The organism is Mucilaginibacter lappiensis (assembly GCF_050433765.1).
Taxonomy (GTDB): Bacteria; Bacteroidota; Bacteroidia; order Sphingobacteriales; family Sphingobacteriaceae; genus Mucilaginibacter; species Mucilaginibacter lappiensis_A.
Genome location: NZ_JBNPWP010000009.1, coordinates 176,211 through 195,856, shown reverse-complemented (window position 1 = coordinate 195,856; position 19,646 = coordinate 176,211). Strand labels below are relative to the sequence as shown.

Sequence of the window (19,646 nt, the reverse complement as noted above, 5' to 3'; positions counted from 1 at the left end):
TTTCAATGTACTTATTTTTATTTAAAGGCGGCAGCAAATTCTTTGGCAAAATCAGCCAGTTTTACTTTACCCATAACAGGTTTATGCAGATCATAATCCTGGCGCAATGCACCGTTGTGTGTGGCAGCGCCCAATTCTACCAGGGTGGCGGCAATTGGTGCCGATACGCCGTTCTTTTCCATAGTGGCTTGTGTTTGCTCGTCGGTAAAGGTTAACCATTTTAAATTGGGCTTACCAATTGCATCTCCTAAAACACTGGCTATCTCATTGCAGGTATGCTCGTCACTGGCCACATATCTTATCTTGTTTTCAGTTGTTTGTAACACTATCTCTTCCGCGACGACGGCGGCAATATCTGTTGGCGATACCAGTACCAGCTTGTCATCACCTCCAAAGTTGGTGCCCATAATACCAGCCCCTTTTATCATATCTGCAAAGCGGTACAAATTGTAGTAAAAGTAACCTGGTCGCAGATGCGTAATAGCTGTGTTTACCAGTTTATTCAAAATGTTTTCTACCCGGTGCGAACCGACAATGAACCCCGTGCCTTTATCTAAATGCGCACCATAACTACTCAAATGAACCACGCGCTTTATACCCGATTGCCCAATGGCCTGCGCATAGTTGCTACCGACCTGGCTATAATACGCTATCTGGTCGGGTTCGGCAAAATTTGGTGGAACCATACAGAACACCGCGTCAGCATTTATAAATGTTGATGCTAAAAAATCAACATCATCTACCAAGCCTATAGCAGCAGTGGCATCCAATGCTTCAATGGCTGCCTGTTTTTCCGGGTTGCTGCTGATTACTGTAACCGCATGTCCTTTTTGTACTAACTCTTGTGTCAGTGGTTTGCTGATGTGTCCTAACGAACCTGTTACTATAATTTTCATCTTTCTGTTTTTTGTTGGTTCAAAGTTCCGTAGAAGCAAGGACGCAGGTGTAGCCGAATCTACTGTTGTTGTAGTCAAAAAAATGAGGATTGCTTTGGTTGGCCGGATAGGAAACCCGGAATAAATCAGCTCAGGAATCCTGTTCCTAACCAAACAATTCAGGAAGAAAATTTATTCACCAATAATAAACTTCAATAAGTTAAAATTGTAAAAGGTTTTAAAAAAGAATCAACATGGAAATTAAACGCAGCGGCTCACAACCTTCGGGCAAAGGACCCGCAGAATATTTTACCGGATCAGTGCGAATTGATCCACTTATTAATCCACCAGAACCGGCTCGTGTCTCGATGGCATTGGTAACCTTTGAGCCCGGGGCCCGTACGGCCTGGCATACACATCCGTTGGGCCAGACTTTAATTATCACAGCAGGCTCGGGCTGGGTACAACGCCAAGGGGGTGCACGGGAAGAAATTCATCAGGGAGATGTGGTGTATTTCGCACCAGGTGAAAAGCATTGGCACGGGGCCACTGCTACCACAGCCGTGAGCCATATCGCCATCCAGGAGAAGCTAAACGGTTCGCCGGTTGATTGGATGGAACAGGTAACTGACGAACAATATAATAAGTAATTAAACAGAAACTTGTGCCGCATATACAAGTAAAGCCGGTTCTTATGCAAGAACCGGCTTTAACTTTTTTATAAGATTAACTATCAGGCGCCAGGTATTCCGGCATCTAATTTTGTTTCTAAAGCCGTCCTTACATTGGCAGGAAGGCTTGATAACAAGGTATAACCGGTAGCCGTTTCAATATCCTTTACGGTTACAATGTATTTTGTCCAGTCGCTGTCAGTGGTATTAATATTAGGTGTATTAACTGCAATTACCCGTGTACTGGCTGTTACCCTATTAATATCGCCATTGCCGGCGGGTATAATAACCGCAACTTTCCAAACATTGCTCGGAACATTAATATGACCATTATTGATGGTATTGGCTGCCCCTTTTGAACCGGTACCGCCTGTGCCATAGCTACCCATAATAATGTATACTTCATTCCCCTCTACCACCTGCTCTCTCAAGTAATTTTCCAGATTTGCCCAGGTATGTTCATTATTGTAAGGAGCCTGTGGTATTATATTGGTCATTAAAAATGTAGCCGCGTTGGCACCTGCAGAACTTGTACGGTCGGCCGAAGGACAATTATGCCCCCTGTCGAACCCACTGTTTGTATAATTCGAGGTAACAACCATATACCAGTTTGCAGGCAAGGCAGACCAGCCTGCAAAATCATCCAGGCGTGGTGATGCATTAGTGGTATTAGTAGCATCCAAATGCCAGCTCACCCAGTTGGGCTCGCCTTTGGTGGCGTTGTATGATTCGGTATAATATTTTTGATCAACCAAATAATTATCCATGGATGTTGTGGTATTTTGCGCGTTTGATGGATTGCCAAACAATAAATTACTGTTATCGCCGCTGGCAGGTGGAGCATCCGCACCGGCAGTTACATCTCTTGGTGCCGAATCGGATCCGGTAGAACCGCCATTGTCACCATCGCCGCCGCCATCATCCGGCGCACCTACAACAATGCCAGGATCGCCTTTACCTTTAAAGGTAATATCATCAATATTTACACGATCGGTGGTGGTACCTACTTTTTTAATCTCAAAACGAACTTTGCCCGTAGTACTTACTTTAAAAGAGTCGGTAACAAGTGTTGTGTTGGTTTCGTTAATATCGCTGCCCACCTGGGTATAGGTTTTACCCCCATCTGCCGATATTAATAACTGCCAGGCCGATGGCTTATCGGCACCAACATACTTTCCATGTTTAATATACAAAGTGGTAAGGCCGTTAATATCAAAGTTCATGGCAATATCGCCGGCACGTAAACGTACCGACTTAAGGCCGTCTTTTAAATCGGCAGCAAGGTTCCCTATTACCGCATCATTAAAATTCCAGCTGCCAGTGCTTAAGATTACATCGGCTGCCGCGTAAGCCGTTTTTGTTCCCTGCTCAAAATCTTCAGTAATGCTATAAGGAGTAGGCGCAGGAGGTTTAGCTATCGTATCGGCAGGAGGGGTAACCGGAGGCACATTAGCATCCTTTTTTGAACAGCCGGCAATGGCTAAAATTAAGCCAATGCCAAGCAATAGGTTTTGAATTTTCATAGTGATTTTTTTTAAATAAAGTGAATAACAAAGCATAGCAACAGCATATACACTGTGCAAAAAGCTTAATCAGAATAGATTTAGGGTAGAATAATACAAGGGCATGTTTAAACCATACCCTTGTATTAACTGTAAGTTTTTATTATTTAGGAACTACGAAAGCAGTACCATCATAAACAAATGTTTTGGAAGTATTAGAAGTAACTCCAAAGCTATAAACGGTATAAGTAACTATATACTTTTGATTTAAGGTAGCTGTGCCTTTAAACTTATTCACCAACACTGCAATTAAAGCGGCATTAAGATCGGCATCACTCCAGAAGGTAGCGTCGGTTGCAGCACTGATATTAAAATCAGGGTATTGTGCAACATTTGCTCTTGCAGCATCACTACCGGCCGTAGTTTTTGTACCGATATAAGTATAATCTTCCTTAATAAGCGTATAGCTTATATCGCTGTTAACCACCCATTTACCATCAGCCCTGGAGAATGATAATGATTCAGGTGTTGATTTGGTGATCCAGTTTGTTCCATCAAATGTAAGTGCTATAACTCTTTGATTGGTACCTTTACTGCTATTATAATAGTTAAAGCTCACATACCTAATATCCCCTATTTTAGCGGTAGCGGTAACCGTCAGATCGGCCTTCAATATGGCATTTAAATACGCAGTTAAACTGGCATCATCAGCCGAAGTGAACTGATTATAGCTTGAACGGTCAACTGTCGCGTATTGGGCAGGGGTAAGCATATATATTTGTTGCCAGGCGCCATTTAAATACAAGTAGGAAAACGTTTGTACGGTGGTAGTACCCGCGTAGTAATTAAATGTAAGTACTGCCAGTTGGTTGGCTACGGGAGCGCTGGTTTTAGGCCCGTAAGGTAACCATGAAAGTATTTGCGTCGCGCTAAAATCGGTATATTTATTACCGGGTAACAGCAAATAATCAGCATTGGTAAGCGTATATGCTACATCTTTATAAACGCTATCAGGCAGTTTAATGGTAGGTGTTCCTACCGCAAAAGTTACTGCTGCTGCTGATTTATCATCCAATCGCGGATATTTGGCAGCTAAAATTAGCGGAATGTTCAATTTTGCATCAGCATCTGACAGGAAGGCGCTTGATTTATACGCGTAAGTTGATGTATCCAGCATTTGATAATCTGCCTGAGCTAATGTAAGCGTTAATGACGGAGTATGTGCTAAATTAGGATTAGGTACTATGGGCTGCTTTTGGCAGGCCGTAAAAGCCAGTGCAACAAAGGCTAATAAATAATATATCTTTTTCATTTTAATTAATAAAATATTTGATTAAAATTTAATTTTTATGCTCGTTGTAAAGGTTCTGCCTAAGCCATAATAAACCAAAGCTTTAGAAGCATCTCCGGACAGGTTGCCGTCATAAGAATCTGCTATGTATTTGGTATTCAGCAAATTATTAACATTGCCAATAAGTGACGCGTCAAGACCCGCGATCTTAAATCTGAACACGCCATTAACGTTCCAAACAGAATAATTTGGTAATTTATATGGGCTTAAGCCGGCGCTGCCTGCATTGGCAAAATTAAAATCAGAATAGTAATTGCCATAATAGTAATAGTTGGTGCCCAGTTTTAAATCAGGTAAAACATTTACATCAAGACCAAACGCGGCGGTAGTTTGCGCGGCATCACCAATTTTAATGTCTTTCAGGTATACTTTATTAACTGTTTTAACCAGCTGTTGCTGCGCATTAAACACCGATGAAGGACCAGCGTCTGAACTGTAGTACCAGTCGCCGTATGAGAACATGCCACTTAAAGTTACGTCCTTGATAGGTCTTAATTTTAATTCAAGTTCTGCTCCCTGGTGCATTTCATTTACCCCGGCAACATTCACCGTATAAAGCTGATTAGAAGCCTGGTCAAGGTACGAGGTAGCAAAAGACTCATCCATGTACGATGATCTGTAAAGGTTTAATTTAGCGCTGAAGTTTGACACCTTAAAACCGTAGCCTAACTCATAGCTTAATAGTTTTTCAGATACTGAACTTGGATTGATATTATTGGTGAATTTCTGAAATACGTTATCAAAATAAGGCGGCTTAGTGATGTAACCTATATTAGCAAATACGTTCATCTCATCATTAATATTATAATTTGCACCACCCTTAGCCTGGTAGTTAAAGAAGTAAACGTACCTGCTTGATTGATTTGGATCGCTGTTCAGGTAATTATAATAGTCGTTTCTTTGGTCGCCTGTACCTGATCCGTTCACGGTTACAAATGCCGAAAAGTTATTCTTTACATATTCTGCCTGGGCAAATGCTCCGCCCGACTGAACATAATCCTTATTATAATAGTCTATCTTATCGCCAACTACCGCACGATGTTCAGGATTATTGATATCACCTGATCTGCTTCCTACTACCTCGGTAGCTGTATATGGGTCATAAACATAGTCGGCACCTAACAAATCAGTAACCGTTTCATAGTGGGTACCTTTATAGTACCTAACGTCAAGGCCTGCAGAAAGATTGATATATTTCCCTAATTCGGTTCTGTATGTACTTCTGGCACCATACCATGCATGGTCATTATGTGATGAATAAAAGTAGGTGCTTGCAGAACCATCAGGATTGGTGGCATTCATTTTTTCGGCCGCTGTATAGTCAAACGGTGAGTAATAATTACTAACCCTTGGGGCAACAACGTCTCCGCCTATGCCTCCGCCTCCGCCTGTACCATAAGTGGCGTATAAAACTGTTGAAAGGCTTGATTTATCATTAATGGTCCAATCGTGGTTTAATGAAAATACCGGCTTACTGAAAGTGTTGTTATACGGGTTTATCTGCTTACCATCCTTAACTCCCAGTTCGTAATTCCAACGGGTGCCCTGGGGCGCGTTTTGCCAGTCTGAAATAAGTTCATCAGGTCTTTGCCCGTGGGTTTGTGTTGCGCCCATTACAGAAAATGACAATGTTTGGCTTGGGGATATTACTTTTGAAAGGTTAAAGAAGTAGTTATATCCTAAAAAATTAAGTCCGTTAGCAAAGCCATCGCCCTTAGTTCTGCTGCCTTGGAAGGTTGCAGCCCAGCCATTTTCGTTTAGGCCGGTTGATACCAGCACGGCTGTTTTTTCATAACCATCGCTACCGATGGTTTGCGAAATATAACCGCCTTTTTGAGTATCAGTACTGCGGGTAGTAATATTAATAGTACCACCAAATGAAGGCACAATAACTTTAGAAGCACCCAAGCCGCGTTGTACCTGTATGGAAGTTGTAACATCGGTAAGACCTGACCAGTTCGACCAGAAAATTGACCCGTTTTCCATATCATTAACCGGGATACCATTAATAGTTAATGCCACGTTCCCTTTTTTGGAACCGCTGTAGAAACCACGGATATTGATACGTGAATCGCCATAACCACCGTCGCCCTGGGTTGACATAACACCTGGGGAGCCACTTAAAAGCTGCGGGATATCCTGGTTCCCAACTTTTTCCTCAATAAATTGCTGGCTGATTGTTGTAACCGCGATCGGTGTTTTTCTGTCTACCGCTACGTCTCCGGTTACCACTACTTCGCTCATGGCATTCGCGCTCGACTTCAGTTCTATTACACCCAGGTCATTAGTACCTGAAAGCGAAATTTCTTTAGTCACATAACCTATATAAGAGATCACCAATACCGTAGCATCTGATGAACCAACATCCAACTTAAAAGTACCGTTTAATCCTGTTGAGGTAGCTTTGCCACCACCCTTTACGCCTATAGAAGCACCAATAAGAGGTTCTTTGGTATTGGCATCAACAATTTTACCGGTATAAACCGGTGCCATCATAGTTTGAGATGAGACTACAGCCGCTTTAGCAGGTGCTTTTTCTTTAAGCACAATGGTATGGCCAACTATAGCATAGGTTATTGGCTGGCCCTTAAATACTTTTTCGAGTACTTTTGCCAAAGACTGGTCTTTTACATTTACCGATACCTTATTACTGCCGGCAAGCAATTCTGTTTGCATAAAAATATCATAACCGCTTTGCTGTTCAATTTTGTTTAAAACAGCTTCAAGGCTTGCGTTTTTTTCAGTTAAGGTAATGTTCTGGCTAAAGCTCGCGGCACTGATATGAAGGCATACTGCAAATAGTAAAGCTGTGATAAGTTTGATCCGCATAATAAATTTCCTTTTTGTAGCCGGGTTTATCCGGGAAAAACAATGGGTAAGCTTATTAATTTTATTTACCCGCATGCTTTCGCACGCGGACGCTGGAAATGTAGAAAAATCCATACTTTTGTTTGGGTTGTTTAGTAAAAAGTGTATTAGTCAATATGATTTATATGGTCAGCCCGATATTTGGCCGGAGGTGCTCGTAACACTTTCCGGCTTTTTTATTGGCCAAACCCGGGTACCAGCCTCGCCGGTTGCCGTAATTGGTTTGTTATGATTTTACAATAATCTTCCCTCCGTTAATTGTGAAGTTTATACCGCTTGTTTTTAATATTTGAAATATCTCTGAAACAGGAACGTTCTTGGAGATCCGTCCCCGGTAATGTTTTTGGGCTACATTGCCCTGGTATTCCACATCCACATTATACCATCTTGATAGCTGGCGCATAATTGTACGCAGGTCGGTATTCCTGAACAGGAACTTGCCATTTTTCCATGCTACAGCCTCGTCTATATCGGCATCTTGTTTTATATCAATAGCATTTACGGTATTTACCGCTTGCTGGCCGGGCTTAAGTTTTACCGTAAGCTGGTTTGCGTTGCCGGTAACCTTTACACTGCCTTCCAGTAAGGTTGTTTTGGTGGCTGCCTCATCAGCATAGCTATTAATATTAAAGTGTGTACCTAAAACTGCCACTGTTTGGTTTGCCGTTTTTACAAAAAACGGTTTACGTGCATCTTTACTTACCTCAAAATAAGCTTCGCCTGTTAACTCTACCCTACGTTCGTTACCGGTAAATGCTGTTGGGTATTTTAATGAGGATGCTGCATTTAACCATACCCGGGTACCATCGGGCAAAACCACTTCATACTGCCCCCCACGTGGGGTAGTTAGCGTATTCATGGTTATTGCTTCAGCAGGTGTCTGGCTGGAGTATGTTTGATCAGCAGATGTGGCTTTATAAGTCACCTCCCCACTTTTGTTTTTATTAATAACTACATTTTTCTGATTGGCAATTTTTCCTTGTTTGGCATCGTCCAAAATTATTTTTGATCCATTGGCCAGGGTTAATGTAGCCTTGTTACTACCAGGCAAGATATCCTTTTGCTGGTGGGCCAAAGTTTTCAGGTCCTCATTGCTGCGATATTTACTTAAAGTAATGCCCAATGCCATCAGTGTAATTACGGCCGCCGCGTAGCCTAACCATCTCCTGGTTACAGCCGGCTTATTTTCAGCCGCTTTATAGCCTGTTTTTTTAACTATATTTTTCCAGGCTTTAGCTTTATCGGTTACTGAAAAGGCTTCAAACTCGTTATTAATTATGGCTTCGTCGGTTAGTTTTTTGAATAATTCCTGGTTACGTACATCTGATTGAAGCCAATGCTCCAATTCCTCTTTTTCCTGTGGCGTGAGTTCATTACGCTGATGTTTCGCGATCAGGCTGCCCAGGTCAAAATATGGTTTGTAATTATTCATAATTCCTTTTCGTACATAAAGACACCTCACCATTTAAAAAGGATAAAGGAGTGTGCATTTTTTTTAATTTTTTTTAAGAAAGATTTTGAGAATGGTATTCCCGGAAGAAAACCCGGTTATATTTAAAGAAAGAAGTATAACCTATTTAAGAGCTGCAATGGTAAGCAGAACAAAGCAGGTAAACACCTCGGGGGTGAGTTTTACCCGGAGCAACTGAAGGGCCCGCTGTTTTTGCTTTTTTACTGTATTTATTGACATATTTAACTCGTCGGCAATTTCATGGTTTTTTTTACCATCAAAATATCCCATAATTGAAATTACCTTATAATTGGCCGGTAAAGCATGAACCGCCGAATGAATTTCGGCTATTGCTTCTGCTGTAATAATCGCTTCAATTACCGGTGGCTCCTCCAGCTCGGCGTTGCCTTGTTGTTGTATATAGCCATCTACAACTTTATTGTGCCTTATGGTATTGAGGCTTGCATTGCGTACCGTACTGTATAAAAAGTTCTTTATAGCTATTTTATTCTGGATCACCGTTTCGCGCTGGTGCCAGTATTTTATAAAGGAATCCTGAACAATGTCTTCAGCCTGATCTTTATCTTTGATCAGTTGTAAAGAAAAATACACCAGCCTGTCGTAATATTCCTTAAAAAGAACATCCAGATCAACCTGTTCAGGCAATCCGTCTGCATTACTTTTATACGTAAATATTTCTTTTACAATGCTCATCTATCCTTTGCAGAAATAATTAATTAGATTTTACGGGCTGCACTAATGGTATATATAAATATCTGCCTCAAAATTGAGCTTTACGTGTTCAATTTAGGTTAATTCCGGGTTAATAAATAGCACTTAATTGGTAACTTTTCAGTTGCAAAATAAAGCAGCGTAAATTTAATGCGGTGTCTATCTCAGGGTGACTAAAGCGTATCATGAAAAGGAAGATATTCATCCGGTCGCGCAAAAAATCTAATATATAAAAGTAAAGCGCTTCATAATTAATTATGAAGCGCTTTACTTTTTTTACTTGTTTTGATCATTATAGCTTACCGGTAAGCCTTATTTATAACCTGGATTTTGATCCTGCGGAGTTATCTGAGGATTCAGCTTCATTTCGCTATCAGGTATAGGGAAAAGTGTATTAAACGGCTGAATTGTTCCTGATTGCTTTGTCCATTTATTACGAGCTTTTACCAGCTCAAGGAGTTTTCCGGTTCGGATCAGGTCGATACGGCGCCAGTTTTCGGCAAAAAGCTCTCTGATACGCTCTTCCATGATATTGGTACGGAAATCAACCTGCGACATCACGTTCCACCTTTTATCATTAGGCAGAGTGCCGCCCCAAGCTCGGGTACGTACCTCGTTAACCACTGCTACGGCATCGCCTGTTTTATTAAGCTCATTTAAACATTCGGCATAGCAAAGCTTAATATCAGCTAAACGAAGCACAGGAATGTTTTTTCCTGAGTTCCACTCATTGTTGATTTTGTTATCAGTGTGCTTGTCTGTACGGAAATCCTCATATTTTTTGATGTGAGGTTTCAGTTCGTCATAATCGTTGCCCAGATCTTCCCATAAAATAGGGTCAAGGGTAGGGGTTTCTCCGTAGTAGGTGAAGTCATAACGGATGCTCTCGTTGCGACGCAGGTCACCATCTTCCCACACACCGCCGTTGGCCACAGTTTCATAGGCATGAATAGTTGGAACAACTTTGTCATATCCTGAATAATAACAGCCATCCCCAAAAAATGCCTGCACGGCACGTGAACCTATCTGGAACTGCAGTTTATTGTTGTTAGGATAAACGGGGCTGAACTGGAACTCCAGGATAGACTCGGCCGTGTTACCTTTTGCATAATCCCACAGATCTTTGTAAGGCACCAGGGTGTATCTTCCCATCATTTTTTCAAAAGCTTCGCGTGCTTTATCAAAGCTGCGTAAACCAGTTGATTCCGGAGCCGACATATAAGCTTTACCCAGCATGGCGAGTGCCGCTCCGCTGGTAGCCCTGCCCGGATCATTTGTTTGCGGACAAAGGGTTGATGCCCTGGTCAAATCGTTGATGATAAAAGCCCAAACATCTTTAAGCGGCTGGCGGCGGAAACCCAGCTCTTTTTCGCGGTTCAGGTCACGGATGGGTATTTCGCCCCAGTACATCGCCAGCTCAAAGTCAACAAAGCCTCTTATAAAATAGGCCTCGCCTAAAACATGCGCTTCTTTGCTGTCGGGGGCGATGCCTGGTTTATCAATACCTTTAATGATCTTGGCAGCCTCGTTTATAACTGGCCAGCGCAGGTTCCACTGGTTGGCTAATTGGTTTAACAGCGAGTTGAGATTACCGTCATATCGGTCAAGACCTCCTTTTGCAGCGTCGCTTTTCATTTGGAAAGCGCCCTGCTGCAATTCGTCGGTACCCATCATGGTAATAAGGCCCTGCTCGTCTGTACGTATGTTTTTCCAGCTGCCGTATATCCCTTTGAGGCTTGTTTCGGTGAGGCCGATGTCTGAATACACCTTGCTTTCATCCACCTTGGTCAAACTCTCCTCGGTGAGAAATTTTTTGCAGGAGGAGGCTGAAATAATTACCGCTCCGGCTATGAATATCTTTATAATGGTTTTTTTCATGATTTTTTGCATTGACGTTTAAAATCCAAAATTTACCCCAAGAACAAACGTTTTCACAGGCGGGTAGCCATAGTCGCCTGTTTCTGGGTCAAGACCTTTGTATTTAGTGATGCAGAACAGGTTTGAACCAGTCACATATACACGCAGGCGGTTAGCATGCCAGTTGTTAAGTATAGATTGCGGCAAGTTGTACGCTAACGTTAGCGCCGATAAACGCAGGTATGAAGCGTTTTGCAAGCTATAATCCAGTTCAGAAGGGTTATACCTGTTATAGCTGGTATTGCCAATTACACGCGGTATATTGGTATTGGTGTTGGTTGGTGTCCAGCGGTTAAGCAGATCTGTTGATGCCATGCTTTCACCAATACTGTTCATTGTGCCCTCATAAAAGTTGCTGATTTTTTTAGCACCATTAGAATAAACAAAAACAGCGTTTAAGGCTACACCTTTATAAGACAGATCGGTTGAAAAGCCCCCGTAGAATTTAGGGTCTGATTTACCTACTACTTGTCTGTCATATTGGTTAACAATACCATCTTTTACGCCGTTAGGACCAGAAACATCTTTGGCGAAAAGGTCGCCAAGGCCTACTGTTTTACCGTTGTAGTTGATGTTTTCCCACTCAGCACGGTTTGACTCCTGGGCTATACCACCAGAAACATAGGTGTAGATATTGTTGAGTGACTGGCCAAGGAACACGTTGCCTGTACGACTATCTTTAGATGGGTCAGTGTTATAGATCTCTTTGGCATTTCCGTATAGTTGTTTTACGGTATTTTTATCAAAGGAGATATTACCAGACAGTGTCCAGTTCCAGTCCTGACTTTTAACTATCTGACCGCTTACTGAAATTTCTAAACCTTTGTTATTTACGCGGCCAATGTTTTGCCACTCATGGGTGTAACCGGTAGTGGTAGCTAATGAACGATCAAGCAACAGGTTATCGTTGTTGATGTAGAACGCATCGGCGGTAACATTAAGCCTTGAGTTCAGGAACGTCATATCGATACCCAGGTTGCTTTGTTTTTGCTTTTCCCAGGTAATGTTTGGATTACCGCGGAGGCCGTCGTTCACGATAAGCGCGTTGCCATTATCAATCCTTGAACCATATAGTGTTTGGAAGGAGTAGTTGTTAATATCCTGATTACCTACCACGCCGTAGCCAACACGCAGTTTTAATTGGTTAAATACTTTCTGGTCTTTCATGAAATCCTCGTGTGTAACGTCCCACGCGGCTGAAAATGAAGGGAAAATACCCCAGCGGTTATCTGCCGCGAATTTTGACGAACCATCATAACGTGCAGTAGCGGTCAGGAAATACCTTTCGTCATAACTGTAGGTAGCACGGGCAAAAACCGAAAACAGCGAATACCGGTAAAAGTCTGATCCTATTACTGTTTTATCAGTTGCAGCTGCACCACCAAGATCATAGTATAGCAGATCATCGCTGGCAAACCTGTCGCCTTGTGCTTTGGTATAATCATAACTGCGCCTGCTGGCAGTAGTACCTAACAAAGCAGAGATCCTGTGTTTGGAGTTAATGGTGGTGTTGTATGAAACGGTATTGTCCCATTGCCAATACAGGTCGTTCGTGCGTTCGTGCTTGGCGCGTGCATCGCCGTTATTTTGCCTGATGGCTTCCTGTATGTTTTTAGGAGTAAACTCAAACCAGCTTTGATTGGCGAAATCAACCGCGTAGGTTGAACGTATATCCAAGCCTTTTATAGGGTTAACATTGATATAGTTTGATGATACCAACCTGTTCCTGTTTTGTTTACGGGTAACATCAAGCGAGTTGAATGGGTTATAATCGTTGTTGTTTTGCTCACCATGTGAACGGTAGTACACTGTAAGGTAATCTGCAGTATACCGGGTATCCGGCGCGCGGTACGGATCATAGTTTAACAACGGATTGGCATTAAGTGCCTTATTATATACATCATCAGAAGGCAGATCATCATCTGTGCGGGTAAAACCGGTATTGGTACCTACTTTTAACCACTTTTTAACATCGTACTCGGCGTTAAAACGACCGGTATACTTATTTTGATTTACTTTTTGAATAAGACCTTTTGTGCCAGCGTAACCAAGGCTCAGATAAAATGTACCTCTGTCAGATCCTCCTGAAAAGCTTAAAGCATGGTTTTGCTGATAACCGGTACGTTTTACCTGATCGAGCCAGTTATAGCTTTTGCCGCTGTTATGGGTATCAAACTCTTGTTTAGAGAACGCTATATTGGTTTTTAACAGGGTGTTATTGATATAATCCTGCCTGTTTGCAGTAGGGTTATCTTTTAGGTAACCGTTTGCATAAGCATCCAGCCTTAAATCAAACAGCTGATTGGCATTAAGGGTCTCGGGCATTTTGGCAAAGTTGGAGAAACCAGCCCAGCCGTCATAAGTTATCACGCCATCGCCAGCTTTCCTTTTACCTTTTTTGGTAGTAATAACCACCACGCCGTTTGCACCGCGCGAACCATAAAGGGCGGTGGCAGAAGCATCTTTTAATATCTGAACAGAGGCAACATCATTCATGTTGATGGAATTAAAGCCCCCCTGGTTGTTTTCCATAACCAAACCATCCACTACATAAATAGGTTTTGAACCTGAGTTTATGGTATTAGTACCACGTATTTTAATGGTTGCATCGTCACTTGGTTTTGAGCCGCCGCCAATAAATACACCAGCCACACGGCCTTGTAATGCGCTGTTAACATTAGTAACCGGGCGCTCCTGCAATGTTTTGGCATCCACGTTGCTTACAGAACCTGTAAGATCGCCTTTTTTGAAGGCGACACCTACTACAACAATTTCCGCAAGGTTGCTGTTGGAAGCTACCATAACGATGCTCATAGGCTCGGCTTTGGCGGGCAGTTCCTGGGTGTCAAAACCTATGGCGCTAAAAACCAGTGTTGTGCCCGGTGCCACGTTCAGCGTAAAATTACCATTGACATCAGTAACAGTACCTGTTTTGGTGCCTTTAATGGTTACTGTAACGCCCGGAGCCGGCTGGCCTTTGTCGTCAACAATTTTACCACTGATGGGTGCCTGGGTCATGTCCAGATCAAAGCGTTTAGTAATTGCTGCAGGCTGGTTGTTCATGCTGCTGATTACAATAACATCTCCGGATACCTCATAAGTAAGATTAAGCGGTGTAAACAGTTGTGTTAATACTGTACCTAACGGCTTTTCTTTAAAAGAGGCATTTACCTTTTGGCCTTCGTTAATAAGTACCGGGCTAAACACAAAATTCACATGATATTTTTGCTCCAGTTTTTTTATTATTGTTTTAAGTGCAACGTTGTTTTCGCTTACAGAAACCTTTGTATCTAATATAGCCTGGCCTTTAACATCTTTGGCAAGGGCGCTTCCTAATAAAGAGAGACTTAATGTTAACTGTAAAAATGTGATCTTCATTATTTTTACGAGTATAGGTTTATATTTCATAAATTTGGTAAGGGTTAATAATTCGTTAATAACTTGACAAAAAAGCCCCGCTCAACCTTTTAGAGGTTGCAGTAAATGGGTATCAATCATTTTGGGGCTAAACATTTGGACCGGCAGTACCGCAAATATTGCCGGTTTTTTTTGAGGGAATTTATGTAGTTTTTTTTCTCATCATATCATTTGGAGTTAATAATAGGTTAATTGGTTGGGGTAACGTTTAGGTTTTGGTTGTGAATAATAATGCGGCCATCAGTAAACTGGCACGAAACATTTATAGCCTTGCATATCAATTTAACTTTTTCGTCCAATGGCCTGTCTGAAAGAGAGGCCGTTAAATTTATATCTCCCAGTTTTGCTTTATCATATTCAATATTAACATCATACGCTTTATCTATTCTTTCAATAATGTACGATAATGGAGCGTTATCAAATGTGAACTCCTTTTGGGCAATTTCTTTAGAGAGGATTAAAGGGACCTTCAGTGTTTCTTTTTTAAATCGGAGTTGTTTTTCGACATAAGTAACTTGCTCATTCGGAACCAGGGTTACTTCGTATCTTTCCCTATCGGCTTTTGTTGTAGCTTTTTGGTTATATACCAGTACTTTACCGGTGTTTACTACTACTTTAATGTCATTATTGTTTAAAGACTTAACCGTGAAGCTGGTACCCAGAACACGTATTACCATATCGTGATTATGTACCAGGAACGGCATTTTGGGGTTTTTGTGAATCTCAAAAAATGCTTCCCCATCTAAAAAAACTTCCCGTTTGTCATGAAATGACCGAAGGTATTTGAGCCCTGATCCTGGTTTTAAAACAGCCAGACTGCCATCGCTCATTTGCACCAGTCTTGATTCTGTTGTATGATTGGTAATATGCAGATATGGATCAGCTTGTGCCGTGGTTTTTAACCCGGTGGGTTCCTGATGCTTGTTTTTGATAAACAAAAGCCCCGCGCTAACAAACAACAAAAGCAAAGCGGCTATCCTAAACCAGTTAGATTGATAATATCGGTGTCTGATTATCTTTGGATTAGCCTGATCAAAAGCTTGTTGCCTGATGTGTGTAATTAAGGCGTTAACCTCAGTATCGGTAAGTTCGACCTGCAACGGTTCAATTTTAATAGACGCGGCTATTATGCGGGCGCGGTCAACTACTTTTTTGCGATCGGGGTGTTCTGCAAGCCATTGTTGCCAAAATACCTCCTGTTCAGGCGAGTTTTTAAGCGCCCAATCAATAAAAAAGTCGTCACGCAAGAAGTCTTCAACTTCGTAGTTTGTATAATTAATCACGCGGGCTGATTCAATTGGTTTATACAGTATATATTCCGAATCAGTTAAATATTACCCTTCTGAAAGACAAAAAAATAAAACTTTTTTATAAATTTAACACAATGGCCTGATAAACAGGTGTTTATTTTTTTATTGATTGAGGTTTGAAAATGCTATGAGCAATACAACCCACTCGGCCCGAAAGTTTTTATATGCTTTTTGCAACAGGTTATGTACCGATTGCTTGCTGATTTCCATAATTTGCGAAATATTCTCAAAATCAAGGTTCTCATAAAAGCGCAGGTACATGATTTCGCGTTGGCGTGGTGGGAGGCCATTGAGCACCTGTTTAATGCGAGTCCCCAGCTCCATCGTTTCAAGATCGGTGATCATTTTTGATTCGATGTTGAACTCAACTAAAAATGTATAATTTTCGTCGGGCGTTTCATTGCGGTTCCATTTAGACTGTTCCCTGAAAATACGCAGCCGCACAGCTTTGAACAAATACCATTTTACGGCCTGGGTTGGGTTTATCTTTAGCCTGCGGTTCCAAAGTTCCAAAAAAACGTCCTGGATACAATCCTTTAAAAAATCCTTATCCTGACAAATTCGAAAGCCATAATTAAATAATATTTTTGAATATTTTTTGATCAACCGGGTATAAGCAACTTCATCTCCAGCCCGAAACAGATCCCAGAGTTCAGAATCATCAGCAACTATCGAAAAGTTATTATCAGGTACCATAATTAGAAGCAAAAGTCTGCTTAACTGGTCAAAAGTAATACGTTCACTTTTAATTACTATATAATCAGCGTTGATAAATCTGGCTAAATTACTTAAAAGATTGTTCAACCGTATTATGGACGTTTGAAAAACGGCAGCCTGGATATTAATAAGCTTGGGTAGCCTTAATTAATTTTAATCTTTGGTATGGTTTATACTAAAACATTAGTATCATGCCTAATAATCAAATGGGTAGTGCCTCAGTTTAAATTTTTCTTAGAATACTTTGAAATATAAAGTGACATGTATAACTTTGTTATGCAAAGTACTTTTAAATTAAAAACTAATATTGTGAAGAATCCATATACAAGATTTCTAATCATCTTCCTCGTTTCTGCGTTCGCATTTCAGTTTATAACTAACTCTATTTTAGGTCCCGAAGTCCGGGGGATTCCGGTGAATGGTCAATGGTTCCCTGGGACTGACTCACCGGTAGCCTGGAAGCGTACTGTGGCATCAATTATATACCCTGTTAAAGTGGTTTTGGTAGGTCCGTTAGCGCCTGTATTTAATGATCCGGATCCGGCACCTCCTGTTTTGGCTTTCTTCTGTGCGCTATACTGGACGGCCGTAGCTTCAGTCCTTTATTTTCTCTTCATTAAATTATTCACCCGTAAAAAAGCCTGAAGTTTGTCGTAATTCCGCCAAAACCTGTCCTACACTAATTAAAATGCAGTTATGAATAGATTTGAAGAACTATATTATGAGGCAAAGGCTGACAAATGGTTTCAACGGTTTGCTGTTTTTTGCCGCATTGCTTTAGCCGCGAGCTTTATTCCGGCAGGCTATATTAAAATCGTGGGGGAAAGATTCGCCGCTGGCTTGCCGTCTAACAACCCGTTAGGGCATTACTTCGATGCCTTACATCTGACAGGATATTACTATACCTTTATCGGCATTGTTCAAATCATAACAGCTATACTATTACTGATCCCGAGAACATCCCTTCTTGGTGCACTAATGTATTTCCCCATCATCGTTAATATTTGTGTGCTGACTTATGCTACCCGCTTTGATGGTACCCGGGGCAACACGATGATGTTATTGGCAAGCTTGTTTTTACTAATTTGGAATTATGACCGTTTAAAACACCTTTTGCCATTCAAGCAGCCCAAAGCAGATCCTCCTGTGTTAAAAAAGCCCTTGGGTATGCGCCTTCGGATCATATTTTTTGGCGGTTCCTTCGCCATCTTAATCTTTATCATCATTGGTACTTTTTATTTATTTGAGATCGTACCGGGCAACTCTGAAGATGAGTGCAGCAATCAATGTGCATCCAGCAAAAACCCCGCGGCTTGCCAAGTTTTCTGCGACTGCATTTATAAACAAGGTCAACCGCTTGATAGTTGTTTGGCAACTTTTAATAAGGCAAAAGATATCCGCAAATCTGATGGGAAGTAGCACAAAGTGCAGCGCAATAACCTAATAATTATTTCCATCTTTTTAGAAAAAGCTTTGGTCAAACGGGTGAACCAAAATATTTATTTTCAAACTGAGACACTACCATCAAATGTTTTGGAAAAGCCAAACGGTTAGATGCAATGAAAATACCTGCCTCGTTCATTGGGTATCGGGAGGTTAGATGTTATCCGGTTAAAAATGACGAATTAATAAAAAAAGCGCAGCACTCCAGAGCTGACGCTATTTTTAACTTAACTATTAAGTGTCTTTCATTAATGATGAAGAAACTATGTAAAGAACGACAAGAGTATTTTAAGATTTACTAATTCTGGTTAACTATGGCATTAATCGTATATAAATGCCTGCTTGTTTGTACCATATTAAACAAGCACTTACGCGTTACAAAAGAGGCTGTATCATAAGTCATGAACAGCCTCCTTTTCTTTCATTTATTAGGGGTATTAATTATCTTGAACTTACGTATGTTAACGTGGTTACTGCAACCCTTGTATTGGGTGCAACTCCCCAATCAAATGCTAAGTGAAATGTTTTGGTAGCCGGATCATAGTAATTATCAGTACCCGGGGTGTTCTTAAGCACTGGGTTTCCGCTTGCTGTAACTGTAACTTTATTAGTTATTGGGTCAACGGCCAACTGTAGGCCATCAATGCCGGCTATTCCCTCACCAGTTGCCCAATATTGGGAAAAGGTGTTAGCATTAGCGCCAATTGTGGCAACATTTGTTGTTAAGTCATCTTTAAGTGCCCCACTTAAAGTTGCATCCGGAATCGTAGCTGAATTTCTGAAAATAGTTCCGGTAATGGAATATTTACCATCATACTTGTTTTTAACACTATAAAATGCGTACAAAGTGTCTTTATTTGCTGCATGTACAGTTAATCCATCGGCCTTGGTTATTTTATAGGCTAATGCATAACTTTTTGACAGGTCGAGCTTACTACCATTAAGTTTTATAGCAAAGTCCTTTGCAAAATTACCAGGAGCAAATTTGAAAGTTAAACTACCATCGGTTGCTTGCGTAACATCGGCAGTACTGTTAGCTACCGTGTAAAATGAAGATGGCAATAATTCATATTGGGTATCATGTGCATCGTTATATGCTGTAATCGCATCAGGAAGAGCGGTTACCACAATGTTTTCTGGTTTATTAAGATCAGCATTATTAAACGCATCTTTTTTTATGGTGAACACATTTACGGTTTTAATATCGGTAAACGGATCAAAAAACGTTGATGACTCCATACCCGTAGGGAAGCCAATAAACGATATACCTGTTTGAGCATTTTTTGCTGCTTTATCGTTAGCCGGCTCTTTTCTGCATCCTGTGAAAACAAGCGCAGAAGTACAGGCCAGAAACAGATATTTTAAGAATATTTTCTTTTTCATGTCTTTTTAA

At 41.2% G+C, this 19,646-nt stretch carries 14 protein-coding genes; 3 read left to right on the top strand and 11 right to left on the bottom strand.

Features of this window, described 5'->3' with window-relative positions; genetic code table 11:
- Positions 1-17 precede the first annotated feature (17 nt).
- Positions 18-896, bottom strand: a complete 879-nt coding sequence (locus M2273_RS23655) for an NmrA family NAD(P)-binding protein (RefSeq protein WP_429400253.1) — start codon at positions 894-896, stop codon at positions 18-20.
- Between the two features lie 233 nt (positions 897-1,129).
- Here M2273_RS23655 and M2273_RS23650 point away from each other — a divergent pair, with 233 nt between their 5' ends.
- Complete coding sequence (locus M2273_RS23650; RefSeq protein WP_429400252.1) at positions 1,130-1,525, top strand: (R)-mandelonitrile lyase; 396 nt, start codon at positions 1,130-1,132, stop codon at positions 1,523-1,525.
- A gap of 83 nt (positions 1,526-1,608) precedes the next feature.
- Here M2273_RS23650 and M2273_RS23645 read toward each other — a convergent pair whose 3' ends face one another.
- The 3 genes from M2273_RS23645 to M2273_RS23635 form a co-directional block, all read right to left on the bottom strand.
- Positions 1,609-3,069 carry a DNA/RNA non-specific endonuclease gene (locus tag M2273_RS23645; protein WP_429400251.1) on the bottom strand — a complete coding sequence of 487 codons (1,461 nt, stop codon included), beginning with the start codon at positions 3,067-3,069 and terminating at the stop codon, positions 1,609-1,611.
- A 142-nt stretch (positions 3,070-3,211) separates the two neighbouring features.
- Positions 3,212-4,360, bottom strand: a complete 1,149-nt coding sequence (locus tag M2273_RS23640; protein WP_429400250.1) for a hypothetical protein — start codon at positions 4,358-4,360, stop codon at positions 3,212-3,214.
- A 21-nt stretch (positions 4,361-4,381) separates the two neighbouring features.
- Positions 4,382-7,228 (bottom strand): carboxypeptidase-like regulatory domain-containing protein, encoded by a 2,847-nt coding sequence (locus tag M2273_RS23635; protein WP_429400249.1) that lies wholly within the window; start codon positions 7,226-7,228, stop codon positions 4,382-4,384.
- Here M2273_RS23635 and M2273_RS23630 point away from each other — a divergent pair.
- A complete protein-coding gene (locus M2273_RS23630) occupies positions 7,218-7,499 on the top strand; it encodes a hypothetical protein (RefSeq protein ID WP_429400248.1) in 282 nt (93 codons plus the stop codon). The genes M2273_RS23635 and M2273_RS23630 overlap by 11 nt on opposite strands.
- Here M2273_RS23630 and M2273_RS23625 read toward each other — a convergent pair.
- From M2273_RS23625 to M2273_RS23600, 6 genes are all read right to left on the bottom strand, one after another.
- A complete protein-coding gene (locus M2273_RS23625) occupies positions 7,494-8,699 on the bottom strand; it encodes a FecR family protein (protein ID WP_429400247.1) in 1,206 nt (401 codons plus the stop codon). The two genes, M2273_RS23630 and M2273_RS23625, sit on opposite strands and share 6 nt — an antisense overlap.
- A gap of 141 nt (positions 8,700-8,840) precedes the next feature.
- Entirely contained in the window at positions 8,841-9,431 is a 591-nt protein-coding gene (locus M2273_RS23620; RefSeq protein WP_429400246.1) for an RNA polymerase sigma-70 factor, read from the bottom strand.
- 330 nt (positions 9,432-9,761) lie between these two features.
- A complete protein-coding gene (locus M2273_RS23615) occupies positions 9,762-11,327 on the bottom strand; it encodes a RagB/SusD family nutrient uptake outer membrane protein (protein ID WP_429400245.1) in 1,566 nt (521 codons plus the stop codon).
- 18 nt (positions 11,328-11,345) lie between these two features.
- Complete coding sequence (locus tag M2273_RS23610) at positions 11,346-14,744, bottom strand: TonB-dependent receptor (RefSeq protein WP_429400244.1); 3,399 nt, start codon at positions 14,742-14,744, stop codon at positions 11,346-11,348.
- A 227-nt stretch (positions 14,745-14,971) separates the two neighbouring features.
- Positions 14,972-16,066: a FecR family protein gene (locus M2273_RS23605; RefSeq protein ID WP_429400243.1), complete on the bottom strand. Its 1,095-nt coding sequence runs from the start codon at positions 16,064-16,066 to the stop codon at positions 14,972-14,974.
- 129 nt (positions 16,067-16,195) lie between these two features.
- Positions 16,196-16,789 carry an RNA polymerase sigma factor gene (locus M2273_RS23600; RefSeq protein WP_429400242.1) on the bottom strand — a complete coding sequence of 198 codons (594 nt, stop codon included), beginning with the start codon at positions 16,787-16,789 and terminating at the stop codon, positions 16,196-16,198.
- 717 nt (positions 16,790-17,506) lie between these two features.
- Here M2273_RS23600 and M2273_RS23595 point away from each other — a divergent pair.
- Entirely contained in the window at positions 17,507-18,229 is a 723-nt protein-coding gene (locus M2273_RS23595) for a hypothetical protein (protein ID WP_429400241.1), read from the top strand.
- 465 nt (positions 18,230-18,694) lie between these two features.
- Here the strand turns inward: M2273_RS23595 and M2273_RS23590 are convergent, their stop codons facing one another.
- Positions 18,695-19,636, bottom strand: coding sequence for a DUF1735 domain-containing protein (locus M2273_RS23590; RefSeq protein WP_429400240.1), 942 nt, complete (start codon positions 19,634-19,636; stop codon positions 18,695-18,697).
- Positions 19,637-19,646 lie beyond the last annotated feature (10 nt).

Coding starts and splice junctions, on each gene's coding strand:
- M2273_RS23625 (WP_429400247.1), bottom strand. CDS start 8,699: ATGAATAATTACAAACCATATTTTGACCTGGGCAGCCTGATCGCGAAA.
- M2273_RS23615 (WP_429400245.1), bottom strand. CDS start 11,327: ATGAAAAAAACCATTATAAAGATATTCATAGCCGGAGCGGTAATTATT.
- M2273_RS23640 (WP_429400250.1), bottom strand. CDS start 4,360: ATGAAAAAGATATATTATTTATTAGCCTTTGTTGCACTGGCTTTTACG.
- M2273_RS23600 (WP_429400242.1), bottom strand. CDS start 16,789: ATGGTACCTGATAATAACTTTTCGATAGTTGCTGATGATTCTGAACTC.
- M2273_RS23655 (WP_429400253.1), bottom strand. CDS start 896: ATGAAAATTATAGTAACAGGTTCGTTAGGACACATCAGCAAACCACTG.
- M2273_RS23610 (WP_429400244.1), bottom strand. CDS start 14,744: ATGAAGATCACATTTTTACAGTTAACATTAAGTCTCTCTTTATTAGGA.
- M2273_RS23620 (WP_429400246.1), bottom strand. CDS start 9,431: ATGAGCATTGTAAAAGAAATATTTACGTATAAAAGTAATGCAGACGGA.
- M2273_RS23590 (WP_429400240.1), bottom strand. CDS start 19,636: ATGAAAAAGAAAATATTCTTAAAATATCTGTTTCTGGCCTGTACTTCT.
- M2273_RS23650 (WP_429400252.1), top strand. CDS start 1,130: ATGGAAATTAAACGCAGCGGCTCACAACCTTCGGGCAAAGGACCCGCA.
- M2273_RS23645 (WP_429400251.1), bottom strand. CDS start 3,069: ATGAAAATTCAAAACCTATTGCTTGGCATTGGCTTAATTTTAGCCATT.
- M2273_RS23635 (WP_429400249.1), bottom strand. CDS start 7,228: ATGCGGATCAAACTTATCACAGCTTTACTATTTGCAGTATGCCTTCAT.
- M2273_RS23595 (WP_429400241.1), top strand. CDS start 17,507: ATGAATAGATTTGAAGAACTATATTATGAGGCAAAGGCTGACAAATGG.